At 73.4% G+C, this 18,104-nt stretch carries 14 protein-coding genes and 2 pseudogenes; 12 read left to right on the forward strand and 4 right to left on the reverse strand.

The annotated features are described in order from the left end of the window. Positions 1 to 4 precede the first annotated feature (4 nt). The gene (locus IE94_RS0123250; protein ID WP_030187557.1) at positions 5 to 1,609 is read left to right on the forward strand and encodes an MFS transporter; all 1,605 of its coding nucleotides are present in this window, start codon (positions 5 to 7) and stop codon (positions 1,607 to 1,609) included. Positions 1,610 to 1,914: 305 nt separating this feature from the next. Next, positions 1,915 to 3,108: an acyl-CoA dehydrogenase family protein gene (locus tag IE94_RS0123255; RefSeq protein WP_030187559.1), complete on the forward strand. Its 1,194-nt coding sequence runs from the start codon at positions 1,915 to 1,917 to the stop codon at positions 3,106 to 3,108. 48 nt (positions 3,109 to 3,156) lie between these two features. Here IE94_RS0123255 and IE94_RS0123260 read toward each other — a convergent pair whose 3' ends face one another. Further along, positions 3,157 to 3,594, reverse strand: a complete 438-nt coding sequence (locus IE94_RS0123260) for a cell division protein SepF (RefSeq protein ID WP_030187563.1) — start codon at positions 3,592 to 3,594, stop codon at positions 3,157 to 3,159. 289 nt (positions 3,595 to 3,883) lie between these two features. On the opposite strand from IE94_RS0123260, the gene IE94_RS0123265 reads away from it, so the two are divergent. The 5 genes and pseudogenes from IE94_RS0123265 to IE94_RS0123285 all read left to right on the forward strand — a co-directional run bounded on the left by IE94_RS0123265 (position 3,884) and on the right by IE94_RS0123285 (position 9,168). Next, on the forward strand, positions 3,884 to 5,074 hold the full coding sequence (locus IE94_RS0123265; RefSeq protein ID WP_030187566.1) for a DUF5685 family protein: 1,191 nt from the start codon (positions 3,884 to 3,886) through the stop codon (positions 5,072 to 5,074). Between the two features lie 490 nt (positions 5,075 to 5,564). Next, positions 5,565 to 5,789, forward strand: a pseudogene (locus IE94_RS0123270) (F420-dependent methylene-tetrahydromethanopterin reductase); the annotation flags it as partial. Positions 5,790 to 5,792: 3 nt separating this feature from the next. Next, positions 5,793 to 6,639 (forward strand): annotated as a pseudogene (locus IE94_RS35950) (DUF1684 domain-containing protein). A 207-nt stretch (positions 6,640 to 6,846) separates the two neighbouring features. Then, on the forward strand, positions 6,847 to 7,749 hold the full coding sequence (locus IE94_RS0123280) for a S1 family peptidase (protein ID WP_030187571.1): 903 nt from the start codon (positions 6,847 to 6,849) through the stop codon (positions 7,747 to 7,749). Positions 7,750 to 8,085: 336 nt separating this feature from the next. Then, positions 8,086 to 9,168 carry a S1 family peptidase gene (locus IE94_RS0123285; RefSeq protein WP_030187574.1) on the forward strand — a complete coding sequence of 361 codons (1,083 nt, stop codon included), beginning with the start codon at positions 8,086 to 8,088 and terminating at the stop codon, positions 9,166 to 9,168. A 149-nt stretch (positions 9,169 to 9,317) separates the two neighbouring features. On the opposite strand, the gene IE94_RS0123290 is transcribed toward IE94_RS0123285, so the two are convergent. Next, entirely contained in the window at positions 9,318 to 10,394 is a 1,077-nt protein-coding gene (locus tag IE94_RS0123290; RefSeq protein WP_030187576.1) for an ABC-2 transporter permease, read from the reverse strand. Positions 10,395 to 10,567: 173 nt separating this feature from the next. On the opposite strand from IE94_RS0123290, the gene IE94_RS0123295 reads away from it, so the two are divergent. The 3 genes from IE94_RS0123295 to IE94_RS39960 are packed head-to-tail and all read left to right on the forward strand — an operon-like array spanning position 10,568 to position 15,334. After that, positions 10,568 to 14,113 (forward strand): DNA polymerase III subunit alpha, encoded by a 3,546-nt coding sequence (locus tag IE94_RS0123295; RefSeq protein WP_030187579.1) that lies wholly within the window; start codon positions 10,568 to 10,570, stop codon positions 14,111 to 14,113. Beyond that, a complete protein-coding gene (locus IE94_RS0123300; protein WP_030187581.1) occupies positions 14,110 to 15,078 on the forward strand; it encodes a DNA polymerase Y family protein in 969 nt (322 codons plus the stop codon). Before IE94_RS0123295 ends, IE94_RS0123300 begins: the two co-directional genes overlap by 4 nt. A gap of 40 nt (positions 15,079 to 15,118) precedes the next feature. After that, positions 15,119 to 15,334, forward strand: coding sequence for a hypothetical protein (locus IE94_RS39960; RefSeq protein ID WP_157849371.1), 216 nt, complete (start codon positions 15,119 to 15,121; stop codon positions 15,332 to 15,334). 166 nt (positions 15,335 to 15,500) lie between these two features. On the opposite strand, the gene IE94_RS0123310 is transcribed toward IE94_RS39960, so the two are convergent. After that, on the reverse strand, positions 15,501 to 16,526 hold the full coding sequence (locus IE94_RS0123310) for a lytic polysaccharide monooxygenase auxiliary activity family 9 protein (protein WP_030187584.1): 1,026 nt from the start codon (positions 16,524 to 16,526) through the stop codon (positions 15,501 to 15,503). Between the two features lie 177 nt (positions 16,527 to 16,703). Between IE94_RS0123310 and IE94_RS0123315 the strand changes: the two genes are divergently transcribed. Beyond that, positions 16,704 to 17,171, forward strand: coding sequence for a GNAT family N-acetyltransferase (locus IE94_RS0123315; RefSeq protein ID WP_030187587.1), 468 nt, complete (start codon positions 16,704 to 16,706; stop codon positions 17,169 to 17,171). A gap of 24 nt (positions 17,172 to 17,195) precedes the next feature. Here the strand turns inward: IE94_RS0123315 and IE94_RS41570 are convergent, their stop codons facing one another. Further along, entirely contained in the window at positions 17,196 to 17,330 is a 135-nt protein-coding gene (locus IE94_RS41570) for a hypothetical protein (RefSeq protein ID WP_003977094.1), read from the reverse strand. A 151-nt stretch (positions 17,331 to 17,481) separates the two neighbouring features. Here IE94_RS41570 and IE94_RS0123325 point away from each other — a divergent pair, with 151 nt between their 5' ends. Continuing rightward, entirely contained in the window at positions 17,482 to 18,099 is a 618-nt protein-coding gene (locus tag IE94_RS0123325; protein WP_030187589.1) for a class I SAM-dependent methyltransferase, read from the forward strand. Positions 18,100 to 18,104: the final 5 nt, after the last annotated feature.

Below are 18,104 nucleotides of genomic sequence, written 5' to 3' on the forward strand. Positions count from 1 at the left end.
GTACATGTCCGGGACGACCACGGCCGCCGCCGCGCCGCGCCGTCGGGCGGCCGGAGCCGGTGCCAACCGCTGGGTGGTCCTGGTCGTCCTCTGCGTCAGCCTGCTGCTCGTCGCCGTCGACGCGACCGTGCTGCACGTGGCGGTCCCCGCCGTCACCGAGGACCTCCGGCCCGGTGCCATCGAACTGCTCTGGATCGTCGACGTCTATCCGCTCGTCTGCGCCTCGCTGCTGATCCTCTTCGGCACGCTGGGCGACCGGGTGGGCCGCAGACGGATCCTCCTGCTCGGCTACGCCCTGTTCGGCGTCGCCTCCGCGCTCGCGGCGCTCGCCGAGGGCGCCCAGGTGCTGATCGCGGCCCGCGCGCTGCTCGGCGTCGGCGGGGCCATGATCATGCCGGCGACCCTGTCGATCCTGCGGCAGGTCTTCCCCGACCGGCGGGAGCGGGCGCTGGCCATCGGCATCTGGAGCGCCGTGGCCGCGGTCGGCGCGGCGGTCGGTCCGCTGCTCGGCGGACTCCTGCTGGAGCACTTCTGGTGGGGCTCGGTCTTCCTCGTCAACATCCCGCTGATGCTGGTCAGCCTGCCGGTCGGACGGCTGCTGCTGCCCGAGTCGAAGGGCGACGGCCGCGGGCCCTGGGACGTGGTCGGCGCGCTGATGGCGGCGGGCGGCCTGTTCGGGGTCGTCCTGGGCGTGAAGCGGCTGGGTGGCGGGGAGCCGGTGGTGAGCCTGCTCACCGTGCTGCCGCTGCTGCTGGGCGCGGCGCTGCTGGCGGGCTTCGTACGGCGGCAGCGCAGGCGGACGTATCCGCTGGTGGACCTCACGATGTTCCGGCGGCCGGCGTTCAGTACGTCGGTGGGGTGCATCGTGCTGGCCATGCTGGCGCTGGTGGGGCTGGAGCTGATCGCGGCGCAGTACCTGCAACTGGTGCTCGGGCTGTCGCCGCTGGAGACCGGGCTGCGGCTGCTGCCGCTGACCTTCGCGGCCATGGCGGCGGGGCTCGCGGGGGCGCGGCTGCTGCGGCGCTTCGGGCCGCGGCGGATGGTGTGCGCGGGGTTCTGCCTGACCGCCTTCGCGGTGGTGCTGCTGACGGCGATGGGCCGGGCGGACAACGGCGCGCTGCTGCTGACCGGGTTCGTGCTGCTCGGCTTCGGCCTGGAGACGACGCTGTTCGGGGCGTACGAGTCGATGCTCAGCGAGGCGCCGCAGGAGCAGTCGGGCGGGGCGGCGGCGATCGGCGAGACCTCGTACCAACTGGGCGCCGGGATCGGCATCGCCCTGCTGGGCAGCGTGATGAACGCGGCGTACGCGCCCGGGCTGACCGGGGGCGTGCCGGGGGTGCCGGCGTCGGCCTCGGTGGCGGCGGGGCATTCGCTGGGGGAGGCGTACGAGGTCGCCGCGCAGCTCGGGGGGCCCGCGGGGGTGGCGTTGCGGCGGGCTGCGGGGGACGCGTTCGTGCACGGGCTGCATGTGACGCTGGTGGTGAGTGCGGGGTTGTTGCTGCTGGGGGCGGTGATGGCGTTGCGGTTGCCGCGGGTGATGCAGTGCGAGGAGGTCTCCGTGCCCGCGCCGCGGGAGGCGGTGGAGTCCCAGTCCCGCGTCTCGGTGTGAGCGCGTCGCCTGTGGGTGGTTGAGGAGCGGTGGCGGCTGCGGGCCGTTTTCGTGGGTCTCCCACCCGCCCACGCGCCACCCGTTCGCCGTCGGGAACGGGGTGGGCGTTTCCCGTGGGTGGTTCAAGAGCGTTGGCGGCCGCAGGTCGTTCTTCGTGGGTCTCCCGTCCACGTGGCACCCGTTCGCCGCAGGTGATGCGTGGGTGGGAGACGGGCATGGTGGACGTGCGGAGCGCCGCATCGTAACGTCGGCAGCGAGAGTCGTGACTAGCGGCGCTAGTTTTTAAGAGTCCCGGAGGGTGTCCCATGGCCGCGTCCCCCAAGTTGCCCGCGTTCGACCCCGCCGACCCCCTCGGCATCGACGACCTGCTGGAGCCGGAGGACCTCGCGGTCCGGGACACCGTGCGCGGCTGGGCCGCCGACCGCGTGCTGCCGCACATCGCGGACTGGTACGAGAAGGGCGAGCTGCCCGGCATCCGGGAGCTCGCCCGGGAGCTCGGGGGCATCGGCGCGCTCGGCATGTCGCTCGAGGGGTACGGCTGCGCCGGGGCGAGCGCCGTCCAGTACGGGCTGGCCTGTCTGGAGCTGGAGGCGGCCGACTCCGGCATCCGCTCCCTGGTCTCCGTGCAGGGCTCCCTCGCCATGTACGCCATCCACCGCTTCGGGAGCGAGGAGCAGAAGGAGGCGTGGCTGCCCCGCATGGCCGCCGGTGAGGTCATCGGGTGCTTCGGGCTGACCGAACCCGATCACGGGTCCGACCCGGCGCACATGCGCACCCGTGCCAAGCGGGACGCCGGTGGCGAATGGGTGCTCAACGGACGCAAGATGTGGATCACCAACGGGTCGGTGGCCGGTGTCGCCGTCGTGTGGGCGCAGACCGAGGAGGGCATCCGCGGGTTCGTCGTGCCGACCGACAGCACGGGCTTCTCCGCTCCCGAGATCAAGCACAAGTGGTCCCTGCGGGCCAGCGTCACCAGCGAGCTGGTGCTGGACGACGTACGGCTGCCCGCCGACGCCGTACTGCCGGAGGTCACCGGGCTGCGCGGGCCGCTCAGCTGTCTCTCGCACGCCCGTTACGGCATCGTCTGGGGCTCCATGGGTGCGGCCCGCAGCTCCTTCGAGGCGGCCGTGGAGTACGCGAAGTCGCGGGAGCAGTTCGGAAGGCCCATCGGGGGCTTCCAGCTGACCCAGGCCAAGCTCGCCGACATGGCGGTGGAACTGCACAAGGGGATCCTGCTCGCCCACCACCTCGGGCGGCGCATGGACGCCGGCCGCCTGCGTCCCGAGCAGGTCAGCTTCGGCAAGCTCAACAACGTCCGCGAGGCCATCGACATCTGCCGTACGGCCCGCACGATCCTCGGTGCCAACGGGATCTCGCTCGAATACCCCGTGATGCGGCACGCGACGAACCTGGAATCGGTGCTCACCTACGAGGGCACCGTCGAGATGCACCAGTTGGTCCTGGGCAAGGCGCTCACCGGACTCGACGCCTTCCGCTAGGAGGCGGCCCGGCGAGCGGGGGGCGGGGCCGTGGTGTGCGGCCCCGCCTCAGCTCTGGTTGAAGAAACCGTCGGAACGGTGCGCGGCGGACTCGCCGCTGATGACCTGGGTGTCGGCCGGGCTCAGCAGGAACACCCGGGTGGACACCCGCTCGATCGAACCGCGCAGGCCGAAGATGAGCCCGGCCGCGAAGTCGACCACGCGCTTGGCGTCGGTGCCCTCCATGGCCGTCAGGTTCACGATGACCGGGACCCCGTCCCGGAACAGCTCACCGATGGCCCGTGCGTCCCGGAAGCTGTCCGGGGTGACCGTCGCGATGCGGCGGCCCTTCTCCTCGGCCACGTCCGAAGCCACCTTGACCCGCGGGTCCGTGACCCAGGCGTCCCCGGGCTCGGTGCCCTCGGAGTAGTCGTCGTCGTAGTAACGCTCGTCATCGTTGTCGTCGACGAGGCCGAGCCACGCACTCGCCTTGCGTACCGATCCCATGGACGCCTCCTCTCACAGCGGGCTTTCGTGCTTCCGCATCCCTATGGTCATCCATGATGCGGACGTCGCGCCAAGTGGATAGACGCCGCGCGGGGGGTTTGTGACGGTACTGGTGCACAGCGGATCCGTCGAGAGTCCTTGTGTCCCAAGGGTCGTTTCCCAAACGGCTGCTGACTGTGAGTGAAATATGATTCTTCACGGCACACGGGTGAGAGCGGGTGCGGACGGGTGAAGGCGACGGTCGGTACGATGCCGCAGCTCAGGGTCGTACCAACCACGGGGGAGCGTCGTGTTCGGAATCGTCAGGCCGTGCAGGCACCGGCTCGGAGAGAGCCTCACGAGCCAGTGGATGGCTCATTTGTGCGGGTTGTGCCTCGCGCTGCGCAAGGACCACGGGCAGTTCGCGCGCATCGTGACGAACTATGACGGGCTGCTCATATCGGTTCTGACGGAGGCTCAGGCCGAGCGGGGCGGTGCGGGCGCCGGGCGGCGCACCGCGGGGCCCTGTCCGCTGCGCGGGATGCGCACCGCGTCCGTCGCGCACGGCGAGGGCGCCCGCCTCGCCGCGGCCGTCTCCCTCGTGCTGGCCTCGGCCAAGGTGCGCGACCACGTCGCCGACGGGGACGGCCTGCTGGCCCGTCGGCCGGTGGCCCTCGCCGCCCGCCGGATCGCCACCGGCTGGGACGCGGCGGGGGCGCGCGGCGGCAGCGCCGTCGGCTTCGACACCGCCGTACTGGTCGACGCCGTGGACCGGCAGGGCGGCATCGAGGCCCTCGCCGGGCCGGGGACGCCCCTGCTCACCGTCACCGAACCGACCGAGACGGCGACCGCCGCCGCCTTCGCGCACACCGCGCACCTCGCCGGGCGGCCGCACAACGCCGCGCCGCTCGCCGAGGCCGGGCGGCTCTTCGGCCGGCTCGCCCATCTCCTGGACGCCGTGGAGGACCGGGAGGCCGACGCCGCGTCCGGCGCCTGGAACCCGCTCACCGCCACCGGGACGCCGCTCACCGAGGCCCGCCGGCTCGCGGACGACGCCGTGCGCGGGGTGCGGCTGGCCCTGCGGGAGGCCGAGTTCACCGACGGGCGGCTGGTGCACCGGCTGCTCGTGCACGAGCTGGGCAGTGCCGTGGACCGCGCGTTCGGCACCGTCTCGTGCGCCCACGGCAGCCATCCGTACGCCCCTCCCGGCGCGCCCGGCACCCCGGGCGCCCCCGGTGGGCCGACGCCCCCGGAGCCGCCGCGTCGCGACCGGCGCGGGCTGCTCGCGGGCTGCGCCGTGTGGCTGGGGCTGGCCTGCACGTGCCAGATGTGCTGCGGCACGTTCGAGGACCCCTGGAGCGGGCAGCGCAGGGAAGGGCTCTGCTCCCAGTGCGACTGCGGCAACTGCTGCGACTGCTGCGACTGCTGCAGTAATTGCTGCGGCGACGACGGGTGCGGCTGCGACGGCTGCGACGGCTGCGACTGCGGGTGCAGCTGCTGAGGAGCCGTCATCCCCGGGGGCTCTCCCGGTCGTCAGGTCTTCAGCTCCGGGGGTGGGATCTCGGACTTCGCCCTCGCCGACTCCGTCGTGCCCACTTCTTCAGGAGGCGGGTCGACGTCCTGGCCGGTCAGCGTCTTGCGGAGGGGGCACCGGAGCCGCACGCCGTGAGTAGCGGGGCGGCCGAGGTGATCGGGGCGAAAGGGGTGAAGAGTCGTTTTCGGGCATGCGGCGGCGTGCGCATCGTCGGTGGTCTCCTGAGAGCGAAGGCTTGGGGCGACGCGAGAGGGGTGTGCGCGTGTGAAGGCGGGTCGGCGGCGGGCCGGACCCGAGGAGGCCCCGACGGGATCAGGCGATCAAGCGATCAAGCGATCAGGCGATACGGGTGAGCACGTGAGCACGCGATCGGGGCGGGCAGGGGGTCGGCTGAACAGGCACAGGACCACACTCGACCGAAGTCGATGTGGGAGCGCGTGACCAGCCACCGCTGTGGTTCGTGGGCACGCCCGAGGAGGTCGCCGCCGAACTGACGGAGTTCGTGGCGCGGGACGCCGCCGACGGCTTCGTCCTCGTCCCGCATCTGACCCCGGGCGGGCTGGACGAGTTCGTGGACCGGGTGGTCCCGTTGCTCCAGGAGCGCGGCGCGTTCCGTACCCGGTACGAGGGTGCCACCCTGCGCTCCCACCTCGGTCCGGCCGAACCGGTGCGGAAGGCTTGAAGCATGACCATGGGCTCACCGGGCGACGCGCCGGACAAGGCGCTGCGCACCGCGTCCGGCGAGGGGCCCGGCGATGCGTCCGACGCGTGGCAGCGCCGGCACGCCGAGCGCGTCGCCACGGTCTCGGCGCCCTACGGACCGCTCGCGCCGACCGGCACACACTGGCTGGAGGACCATCCGGACGGGCAACTTCCGGACATCCCCGGGCGGTGGACGACGGACGGCGAGGCGGTGCCGCTGACGGCGGGCCGCGCGGCCGGGCTCACCGTGGACGGGCGGCCCCTCGACGGCGAGGTGCGGCTCACGTCCGACCCGGGTCCGGCGGGCGGCGCCCGGGTGGCCCGCGGCGAGCGGCGGCTGGTCGTCCTGGTCCGCGAGGGGCTGTGGGGCGTCCGGGACTTCGACCCGGCCGCCCCCGCACGGCGGGCGTTTCGCGGTATCGCGGCCACGCCGTACGACCCGCGCTGGTCGGTGCCGGGCCGCTTCACCCTGTACGAGGCGGGTCCGCGCAGCGTGCGGGTGTCGAACGCGGACGGACGGGAGCGCGGGCCGGCGCTCGGCGGGGGAACTGGCCTTCGAGCCGGCCGGGCGGCACCACACGCTCCAGGTGGGCGTCGAGGGCGACGGTTCGCTGTGGGCCGTCTTCGCCGACGCCACCAGCGGGGACACCAGTTGCCGCTTCCGGTTCCTGCGCCCGGCCGTGCCGGACGCCGAGGGGCGTACGACGGTCGACCTCAACCGTGCCGTGCCGCCGCCGTGCGCGTGCGCCGACCACTTCGTCTGTCCCTTCCCGCCGCCGGGGAACACCCTGGAGGCCCACGTCGCCGCGGGGGAGCGCGAACTGCGTTGAGCCCGAGCGGGGTTTGGTAAAGGCCGTTCAAAGGCGGACGACCGAAAGGCACTCTTGCGCCGACCGGTCGTTCGGCCGAGACTTCAACCTCAGCGCTTGTCAGGGGCACGACGTATCCGGGAATCCGGAGGTCCGTCCCTGGCTGCGCCTCACGGGCCCCCACCCCCACGAGAGGGGCCCCCGACTTCCCCTGTGGAGGAACGAAAAGTGAGGATCAAGCGCACCACCCCCCGCAGCGGCATCACGAGACGGACTCGGCTGATCGCCGTGTCCACCGGCCTCGTGGCCGCCGCCGCCGTCGCGATCCCCAGCGCGAACGCGGCACCCACCCCGGCCGCCTTCAGCGCCGCCGAGCTGAGCAGCGCCAGCAACGCGGTACTCCAGGCCGACGTCCCCGGCACCGCCTGGGCCGTCGACACCAAGACCGGCCAGGTGCTCGTCACCGCCGACAGCACCGTCTCCCAGGCCGAGATAGCGAAGATCAAGGAGCAGGCCGGCGACAAGGCCGACGCGCTCACGATCAAGCGCACCCCCGGCAAGTTCAACAAGCTCATCCAGGGCGGCGACGCCATCTACGCGAGCAGCTGGCGCTGCTCCCTCGGCTTCAACGTCCGTGCCAGCAACGGCACCGAGTACTTCCTGACCGCCGGACACTGCACCGACGGCGCCGGCGCCTGGCGCGCCAGCTCCGGAGGCACCGTCATCGGGCAGACGACGGGCTCCAGCTTCCCGGGCAACGACTACGGCATCGTGCAGTACACCGGGTCCGTCGCCCGGCCCGGCACCGCCAACGGCGTGGACATCACCCGCGCCGCCACCCCGAGCGTGGGCACCACCGTCATCCGTGACGGCTCCACCACCGGCACCCACAGCGGCCGGGTCACCGCCCTGAACGCCACCGTCAACTACGGCGGCGGCGACATAGTCTCCGGCCTGATCCAGACCACGGTCTGCGCCGAGCCCGGCGACTCCGGCGGCTCGCTCTACGGCAGCAACGGCACCGCGTACGGTCTGACCTCCGGCGGCAGCGGCAACTGCTCCTCGGGCGGGACGACGTTCTTCCAGCCGGTGACGGAGGCCCTGAGCGCCTACGGCGTCAGCGTCTACTAGTCGGCGGTCCGTCAGTACCCCAGCACGTCGTACGTCACGTCACGTCACGTATCGAGCGCAGCCGGCAGCGCGCCGAGCCCCCGCACACCGCAGCGACGGTGTGCGGGGGCTCCTCCGTGTTCCCCGGGGTGTCCGCCGGTGCGCCCGGCGCGGATCCTGCGGGAAGAGGCGTGAAGGGTGAAGGCGGTGTGACCGCGCTGAAGTTGTCGTGCGCACGTCCTGATGTCGACCTTGTGTGCGGCCTGTGGAGTCGGAAGAGTCAACGCTCGTCAACCAGCCTTCCGGTCCGCGAGGTCCCCACAACCTCCGGGCCGACCCCCCACAGGAGGACGTGAGTTGAAGCACCGACGCATACCCGGGCGGCGGGCCGCCGTGGTAGGTGCGGGAATCACCGCACTGGTCGCCGCGGGAGTCACCTTCCAGAGCGCGAACGCCAGCGAGGCCCCGAAGACCGCCGCCCCCGAGGCCCTGTCCGTCGCGGCGGCCGGGAAGCTCGCCTCCACGCTGCTCGGCGACCTCGGCGCCGACGCGGCCGGCACGTACTACGACGCGCAGGCCAGGAGCCTCGTCGTCAACGTGCTCGACGAGAGTGCCGCGCGCACCGTCGAGGAGGCGGGCGCCGAGGCGAGAGTCGTCGAGAACTCGCTCGCCGATCTGAAGAGCGCGCGCACCGCCCTCGCGAAGGACGCGACCATCCCGGGCACGTCCTGGGCGACCGACCCGACCACCAACAAGATCGTCGTCACCGCCGACCGCACGGTCTCCGCGGCCGAACTGTCCCGGCTGACCAAGGTGGTCGACGGGCTGGGCGCCAAGGCCGAGCTCAAGCGCACCACGGGCGAGTACAGGCCCTTCGTCGCGGGCGGCGACGCCATCACCGGAGGCGGCGGGCGCTGCTCGCTCGGCTTCAACGTGACCAAGGGCGGTGAGCCGTACTTCATCACCGCCGGACACTGCACCGAGTCCATTTCGAGCTGGTCGGACTCCTCCGGGAACGTCATCGGCGAGAACGAGGCGTCCAGCTTCCCGGACAACGACTACGGCCTGGTCAAGTACACCGCCGACGTGGACCACCCGAGCGAGGTGAACCTCTACAACGGGTCCTCGCAGGCCATCTCGGGCGCCGCCGAGGCCACCGTCGGCATGGAGGTGACCCGCAGCGGTTCCACCACCCAGGTGCACGACGGGACGGTGACCGGCCTGGACGCCACCGTGAACTACGGCAACGGCGACATCGTCAACGGCCTGATCCAGACCGACGTCTGCGCCGAGCCCGGCGACAGCGGCGGCTCGCTCTTCTCGGGCGACAAGGCCATCGGCCTCACCTCCGGCGGCAGCGGCGACTGCACCTCGGGCGGGGAGACCTTCTTCCAGCCCGTGACGGAGGCCCTGTCGGCCACCGGTACGCAGATCGGCTGAGCCGTACCCGCACACCTGTGAAGTCCCGTCCCGCGCGCGAGGGGCGGGACTTCCGCGTGCCCGCCCAGGGGTCCGCGTGCCGCCCGGGGAACCGCGTGGCCCGCCCGGGGATCCGAGTGCCCGCCCGGGCTTCCGCGTCCGTACGGCGGTCAGTCGGCCCGCGCGGGGGGCAGTTCCGCCTCCGGCCGGCCGCGGCGGGGCAGCGCGGCCGCCAGCATGGTGATCACCGTCCCCGCGACCGCCCACGCCCACAGCACCAGCAGGGAGGCGGTCACGTCGTTCCCCTTGAAGTAGGCGATCGAGCGGGCCGTCCAGGTGCCGGCGCCCGGGGGCAGTGCCGGGCCGATCGCCTTCCAGAACGGCGGCAGCAGCGGCAGCGGGAAGGCGCCGCCCGCGCTCGGGTTGCCCGCGATCACCACCAGCAGGATCGCCAGACCGATGCCGACGATCCCGAAGACGCCCTGGAGGGCGAGCGTGGCGGCGCCCACCGCGAAGGTGATCAGCGCGCCGAGCCCCCACAGGTCCAGCACGCCGCCGGGCAGCGCGCCCAGGACCGGCCCGATGATCACCGCGCCGCCGAGCCCGCCGACGATCGAGACCAGCGCCATCACGATCAGCCGGATCGCCGCCCGGCGCGGGTTGGCCGGCCGGGCGCCGGTGCTGATCGCGAGGATCGAGGCGCACAGGTAGCCGCCGACGCACCAGCCCACGACCAGGTAGAAGGACGACAGCCCGTCGAAGTCGTGGGACGAGGCCGGAGCCACGTCGACCACCCGCACCGCGCGTCTTTCGGCCTGCTCCACCTTGCCGACGATGCCCTCCAGGGTGGTGGCGAGGACGGTGCCGCCGCCGGAGGCGACCAGCAGGGTGTCGGTGCGGCCGGAGGGGTCGACGACCAGGGCACCGTCGATCTCCCGGTCCATGATCTGCCGCCGGGCGCCCGCCTCGTCGGCCACCGCGCGCGGGTCCAGCGGGGAGCCGGGCAGTCCTTCCAGCCGGTCCACCGTCTGCCCGGCGGCCGCCCCGGGGGCGACCACCCCGAAGGGCACGTCCTTGGGTCTCGGATCGTGCAGCGCCCCCACGTAGGAGGCGATGAACAGCAGCTGGAGCGCGATCACGCCGAGCACCAGCAGGGTGGCCCGCGGGGTGACGGCGTCCTTCACCTCACCGAGGAAGGAGCCGCTTCGCGTGCCGCTTCGCGTGCCGGGGCCCGGTGTGTGTGACATGTCCCCACAGTCCTGGTCGGGGAGCGTTTGCGCAGGTGGGGCGGGGCCGAACGGATGTCGCACATACATTCGAGGATGAGGGTATGGTGGGTGGAGTAGTTGGGAACAGGCGTTCGATAATGGCGTTCGGGTCTCCATGGGTATGCGTCGGTTCATGAGTCGGGAGGTGCGTGATGCCGGGTTTCACGCACCTGCACACCGTCTCCGGGTTCTCCGCCCGTTACGGCGCCTCCCACCCGGAGCGGCTGGCCGGGCGCGCCATCGAGCGGGGCATGGACGCCCTCGCCCTCACCGACCGCGACACCCTCGCTGGCACGGTCCGCTTCGCCAAGGCCTGCGCGAAGGCGGGCGTCCGCCCCCTGTTCGGCGCGGAGCTGGCGGTGGCGGCCCCCGAGCCCGAGCCCGAGGCCGACCGCACGGACACCTCGGTGCGCCGGGACCGGTGCCGCACCCCCGTGCGCGGCGGCGCCTTCGTCGACGAGTCGGCCCCGCGGGTGACCTTCCTCGCCCGCGACGGCGCCCGCGGCTGGGCCGACCTGTGCCGTCTGGTCTCCGCCGCCCACACGGCCGAGGGCATCCCGCTGCTGTCCTGGCCCGACAACCACGCCGACGGTCTGACCGTCCTGCTCGGCCCCGACTCCGACGTCGGCCGCGCCCTCGCCGCCGGGCGTCCCGACCGCGCGGCGCGGCTCCTCGCCCCCTGGCGGGAGGTCTACGGCGACGCCCTGCGCCTGGAGGCCGTCTGGCACGGCCGCGAGGGCACCGGCCCCGGCTCCCTGCGGCTGGCCTCCCGCACCGTCGGCTTCGCCGCCGAGCAGGGCGTGCGGCCGGTGCTCTCCAACGCCGTCCGCTACGCCGACCCCGGCCAGGGCGAGGTCGCCGACGTCCTGGACGCCGCTCGCCGGCTGGTCCCGATCGACGCCACCGGGGAACTGGACTCCGGCGAGGCCTGGCTCAAGGACGCCGGTGCCATGCGGCACGCCGCCGAGCGGATCGTCGAGTCCGCGGGCTTCCGGCGCGACACCGCGCACCGCCTGCTGGAGCAGACCCGGGCCACGGCCGCCGAGTGCCTGGTCGACCCCGAGGACGACCTCGGCATGGGCGCCGTCCACTTCCCCGAACCGCACCTCGTCGGCGCCGGCCGCCGCACCGCCCAGCGGACGCTCGCCTCCCGGGCGGCGGCGGGCATGGTGCGGCACGGCTACGACCGGCGCCGGGACCACCGGGAGTACTGGGAGCGGATGCACCACGAGCTGGACATCATCGCCCACCACGGCTTCGCCTCGTACTTCCTCACCGTCGCCCAGGTCGTGGACGACGTACGGCACCTGGGCATCCGGGTCGCCGCGCGCGGCTCCGGCGCGGGCTCGCTCGTCAACCACCTGCTCGGCATCGCACACGCCGACCCGGTCGAGCACGGGCTGCTGATGGAGCGCTTCCTGTCCAAGGAGCGGGTCGTGCTGCCCGACATCGACATCGACGTGGAGTCCGCGCGCCGGCTGGAGGTCTACCGCGCGATCATCGGCCGGTTCGGCACCGAGCGGGTCGCCATGGTCGCCATGCCGGAGACCTACCGGGTGCGCCACGCCATCCGCGACGTGGGCGCCGCCCTGTCCATGGACCCGGCCGAGATCGACCGGGTCGCCAAGTCCTTCCCGCACATCCGCGCCCGCGACGCCCGCGCGGCCCTGGAGGAGCTGCCCGAACTCAAAGCGCTGGCGGGGGAGCAGGAGCGGTACGGCAGGCTCTGGGGCCTGGTGGAGGGCCTGGACGCCCTCCCGCGCGGTGTCGCCATGCACCCCTGCGGCGTCCTGCTGTCCGACGCCTCCCTGCTCTCCCGTACGCCGGTCATGCCGACCAGCGGTGAAGGCTTTCCGATGGCCCAGTTCGACAAGGACGACGTGGAGGACCTCGGGCTGCTCAAGCTGGACGTGCTCGGGGTGCGGATGCAGTCGGCGATGGCGCACGCGGTCGCCGAGGTGAAGCGGGCCACGGGCGCCGAGGTCGACCTGGACGCCGTACCGGAGGGCGACCCGGCGACGTACCGGATGATCCGGTCCGCCGAGACGCTGGGCTGCTTCCAGATCGAGTCGCCGGGCCAGCGGGACCTGGTGGGCAGGCTCCAGCCGTCGACCTTCCACGACCTCGTGGTCGACATCTCGCTCTTCCGGCCGGGACCGGTCGCCGCCGACATGGTGCGGCCGTTCATCGAGGCCCGGCACGGACGGGCGCCGGTGCGCTACCCGCACGAGGACCTGGCGGAGCCGCTGGCGGGGACGTACGGGGTCGTCGTCTTCCACGAGCAGATCATCGACATCGTCGCCATCATGACCGGCTGCGGACGCGGCGAGGCGGACCGGGTGCGGCGCGGTCTTTCCGACCCGGAGTCGCAGGGGCGGATCAAGGTGTGGTTCGCCCAGCACGCGACAGCGAACGGCTATGACGCGGAAACGATTCAGCGGACCTGGGAGATCGTCGAGGCGTTCGGCAGCTACGGCTTCTGCAAGGCGCACGCCGTCGCCTTCGCCGTGCCGACCTACCAGTCGGCCTGGCTGAAGGCCCATCACCCGGCCGCCTTCTACGCGGGGCTGCTCACCCACGACCCCGGCATGTACCCCAAGCGGCTGCTGCTGGCGGACGCGCGGCGGCGCGGGGTGCCGATCCTGCCGCTGGACGTGAACAAGTCCGGGGTCGCACACAGGATCGAACTGGTGTCTGAATCACGGTCACGGAAGCCCGCCACCTGGGGTCTGCGCCTCGCCCTCTCGGACGTGCACGGCATCAGCGAGGCGGAGGCGGAGCGGATCGCCGAGGGGCAGCCCTACGCCTCCCTGCTCGACTTCTGGGAACGGGCCCGCCCCAGCAGGCCGCTGGCCGGACGGCTCGCCCAGGTCGGCGCGCTGGACGCGTTCGGCGCCAACCGCCGCGACCTGCAACTGCACCTGACCGAACTGCACCGCGGCGCCCGGGGCGGACGCGGCGACCAGCTCCCCCTGTCCGGCGGACGCCGGACCGCCTCCGCCGGACTGCCCGACCTCACCTCGGCGGAGAAGCTCAGCGCCGAACTCGGCGTGCTCTCCATGGACGCCTCGCGCAACCTGATGGACGACCACCGCACCTTCCTGCGCGAGCTGGGCGTGGTGTCGGCCAAGCGGCTGCGCGAGGCACGGCACGGGGAGACGGTGCTGGTCGCGGGCGCCAAGGCGGCCACCCAGACCCCGCCGGTCCGCTCCGGCCGCCGGGTCATCTTCTCCACCCTCGACGACGGCTCCGGCCTGGTCGACCTCGCCTTCTTCGACGACTCCCACGACGCCTGCGCGCACACCGTCTTCCACTCCTGGCTGCTGCTGGTGCGCGGAGTGGTGCAGCGGCGCGGCCCGCGCAGCCTCAGCGTGGTCGGCTCCGCCGCCTGGAACCTCGCCGACCTGCTGGAGGTGCGCCGGGACGAGGGCCTGGAGGGCGTCGCCGCCCGGCTGACCGCAGCGGGCGGAAGCCGGGAGGGCGACGACCCCGAGGGCGGCCCGGCGCGCCGCCGCCTCGCCGGTTCGGACGGACGGCCCGCGCCGGCCGGGTCCGCGGCCCAGTACCCGATGGAGCAGCGGAAGATCCGCATGTCCACCGGGTACGAGATGCACCCCTGGGCCGATCTGCGCCCCGCGGGCGAAGGGCCCGCGGTCGGAAGGAAGTTGTGGCACCAGAGTCCGGGGAGTGCGGGATGACGATTCTCTGCGTACGTTTCCAGCCGCCGCCGACGTACGAGGCGGCCCTGCCCCAGCTGCTGGGGCTGTTGGAGGAGTTCACCCCGGTCGTCGAGGCGCTGCCGCCCGACGGAGCGCTGGCCGACCTGCGCGGCGCCGAACGGTACTTCGGGCGGGACGCCGTGGAACTGGCCTCGGTGATCCGGGTCCGCGCCCTCGCGCTGTACGGCGTGGACTGCGTGATCGGCGCCGGGCCCGGCCCGATGCTGGCCCGCATGGCGCTGCGCGACGCCCGGCCGGGACTGACCCGCGCGGTGCCCGGCGGCGAGGAGCGGGACTTCCTCGCCGGCAAGCCCGTCGCCGCGCTGCCCGGCGTCGGCACCGCGACCGCCCGCACCCTGTGCGAGTACGGCCTCGACACCCTCGGCCGGGTCGCCGCCGCACCGCTGTCCACGCTCCAGCGCCTGGTCGGCGCGAGGACCGGCCGCGAGGTGCACGAGAAGGCCCAGGGCGTCGACCGGGGCCGGGTCGTCCCCAACGGCGTCTCCCGGTCCCTGGCCGCCGACCGCCCCTTCGACCGCGACGAACTCGACCCCGACCGGCACCGCCGCGCCCTGCTCTCGGCCGCCGGGGAACTGGGCGCCCGGCTGCGCGCCGTGGACAAGGTCTGCCGCACCCTGACCCTCACCGTCCGCTACGCCGACCGCTCCACCACCACCCGCAGCCGCACCCTGAAGGAGCCGACCGCGCACTCGGCGGCCCTGACCCGGACCGCGCACGAGATGTACGAGGCACTCGGGCTCCAGCGCGCCCGGGTCCGTACGGTCGCCCTGCGCGCCGAAGGGCTCACGTCCGCCGAACAGGCCTCCCACCAGCTCACCTTCGACCCCGTGGACGAGAAGGTCCGCCGGATCGAGGAGGTCGCGGACCGCGCGCGGGCGAAGTTCGGGCCGAGGGCGGTGATGCCGGGGTCGCTGGCGGCGTGAGGCCCCCGCGGGTCGGGTGGCCCACGGGGGAGTGAGGCGGGTGCCGTCGGCCGGGAGGAGGTCCTCCACCTGCCTCACCGGCGAGCTGCTGATCACCCTCGAAGGCGAACCCGTGCGCGGGCCGATCGCCCTCGAAGGCGAACCCGTGCGCGGCCCGATCGCCCTCGAAGCAGCAGCGACGACGCCCTCGTGGACGTGCTGCGGGAGACCGCCGGCCGCGGCGAGCGTGCAGCGCGGCGGTCAGGGCGGCGGGTGACCAACGCCCCCACCCCGGCGCACGCCACGCCCACCACCTGCGCCTCGGTCGTCGGCTGACCGGTGACCGAGGCACCCCGGCCCGCACCACGCGGGCCCGCCCGGCCTGAGCCGCCGGACGGGCCCGGCGTTCCCCCGCGTTCCCTCGCGTTCCCCCGTGCTCCGGGTCAGCGGCCGGTCGTCGCGCGCCGGCGGACCGACGCGAACAGGACGGCCGCGCCGAGGGCCAGGGCGGCGGCGCCGCCGACGGCGAGGTAGGGCGTGCCGCTGTCCCCACCGGTCTCGGCGAGGTTCTCGGTGCCCCCGCCGGCGGCCTTGACCCGGTGGGGTTCGGCGGCGCTGCCGGGGGCCTCGGCCGGGGCGTCCGTCGGGTCCGCCGTGGTCCGCGCGTCCTGGTCGCCGTGACCGTGGTGCTCGATCGTCGACTTGTCGGCCGCGGCCGCCAGTTGCTCCTCGGACGGTGCGGAGGCCTCCGGCGCGGGCGCGGCGCCCCCGGCCGTGTCGCCGGACGCGGGGGCGCCACCGGTGGCCGCACCGGCACTGCCGCCGTCCCCGAAGGAGATGTCCGAACAGGAGTAGAACGCCTCCGGGCTGTCCGAGCGCTGCCACACCGCGTACAGCAGGTGCTTGCCGGACCGCTCGGGCAGCGTGCCGGAGAACGTGTAGAAGCCGCCCGAGGCGACCGGGTCGGTGGCGGTCGCCACCGGCGCGGACAGATCGAGGTCGTCCCAGCCGAGCGGCTGCGCCGGGTCGTAGCCGGGCTTGGTGACGTACACCTTGAAGGTGCCCTTGTGCGGGGCGGTCACGCGGTACTTGAAGGTGTACGAGCCGCTGCTCACGCCGGTCGCGGGCCAGTCGGCGCGGGCCAGGTCCAGGCCCTTGAAGGCCGGGTCGCCCGCGCTGCACAGCTTGCCGTCCGGGATCAGTTCCCGGTGCTTGCCGTCGGCGTTGCCGATGCGGATGCCGTTCCAGTCGTAGAGCGCCTGCGTGCCGCCCGCCGCCACCGCCGCCCTGCACGCGGCCGACCTCGGGTTCTCGGGTCCCTCGGCGTGGCACTGCGACACCCGGCTGACCGGGTCGCCCATCGAGCCGTGCGCCGAGGCGGGAGCGGCGGCCAACGTGGTCAGGGCGAGCGGGGCGAGACCGGCGACGGCGACGGCTGCGACCCTGCGGGGCGCGGACGGTGCGGGCATGGGGAACTCCTCGAACGGTCACTGGGGATGCGGCAACTCGGGCCGGAACCCGTGGGGTTGATCGGCAAGCTAGCCCCAGGAGACCGCGAAATCGCCTGCTGGAGGCGGGTGACGGAGATCCTTATGGTCGCGTTAAGGGAGTGCTCAGGCTGGGCTGAGGTAGCTACCGTTCGCGGCATGGAACGACAGCGCGTGCGACCGGCCGCCCTCTCGGACGTCCCGGCGGTGAAGGCCGTGACCGACGCCGCCTACCACCCCTACGTCGAGCGCATCGGGGTGGTGCCGCAGCCCATGGAGGCGGACCACGCGGCGAACGTGGCGGCGGGGAAGGTCTTCGTCACCGACGAGCCCGGCTCGGGCCGGGCGGGACCCGTGGGCCTCGTCGTCGTGGAGGCGCGCGCGGACCACCTCTTCCTCGACAGCGTCGCCGTCCACCCCGACGCGCACGGCAGGGGAGTGGGGCGGCGGCTGCTGCGGTTCGTGGACGCGCACGCGCGGGCGCTGGGCCTGCGCGAGGTCAGGCTCTACACGAACGCGATGATGTGGGAGAACCAGGAGATCTACCCGAAGTACGGGTACGAAGTCGTGGAACGCAGAGTGGACGGGCCCTACGACCGCGTCCACTACCGCAAACGGCTGCTCTGAGGCGTCTCATGCCCGACCTGCCGGTCAGCTCTCCGGCCACCAGGTGCGCGCGATGTCCTTGCGGACCTCCGGGCGCCCCGAGGGGCGCTCGTCGATCTCCTCGCGGACTCGGCGGGCGTCGGTCTTCTTCAGGGGCTTCTGCACGGTCAGACGGCGCATGGCTGCCTCCTTACGGATCCACCGGGTTCCGCGTTCTCACGGAGGTAGACCCTTTCCCCGAGACTCACTCATCGATGCATCCCTGTCAGTGGCGGTTGTCACGTTCTGCCGCCCGGACTCCGTTGTCAGTGGCGGGTGTCACCCTGGGCGCATGAGTGGGAACAGTGACGAAGCGACCGCGCCCGGTGCCGACTGGGACGCGCTGGCCGCCTCCTTCGACGACGAGCCGGACCACGGCCTGCGCGACGCGGACGTACGCCGGGCCTGGGCCGCCCGGTTGGCCTCCTGGCTGCCCCGGCAGCCCGGTGACGTCCTCGACCTGGGCTGCGGCACCGGCAGCCTGTCACTCCTCGCCGCCGAGCAGGGGCACCGCGTCACCGGGGTCGACCTCTCCCCGCCCATGGTGGAGCTGGCCAGGGCCAAACTCGCCGGTCGTGACGCGGTGTTCCTCGCCGGTGACGCCGCGGCACCGCCCGTGGGCGAGCAGCGCTTCGACGCGGTGCTGGTGCGGCACGTCCTGTGGACGCTGCCCGATCCCGGCCGGGCCCTGCGCCACTGGCGGCAGCTGCTGCGCCCCTCGGGGCGGCTGGTCCTGGTCGAGGGCGTGTGGGGGAGCGTCGCCCCGGTCGGGATACCCGCCGACCGGCTCACCGCCCTGCTCGGCCCGCTCGCCGGGCAGGTGCGGGTGGAGCGGCTGTCGGACGACCCCTCGCTGTGGGGCAAGGAGGTGACGGACGAGCGGTACGCGGTGGTCGCGACGTACGGGTGAGCCGC

The sequence above is a fragment of the Streptomyces violaceorubidus genome (assembly GCF_000717995.1).
GTDB lineage: Bacteria > Actinomycetota > Actinomycetes > Streptomycetales > Streptomycetaceae > Streptomyces > Streptomyces violaceorubidus.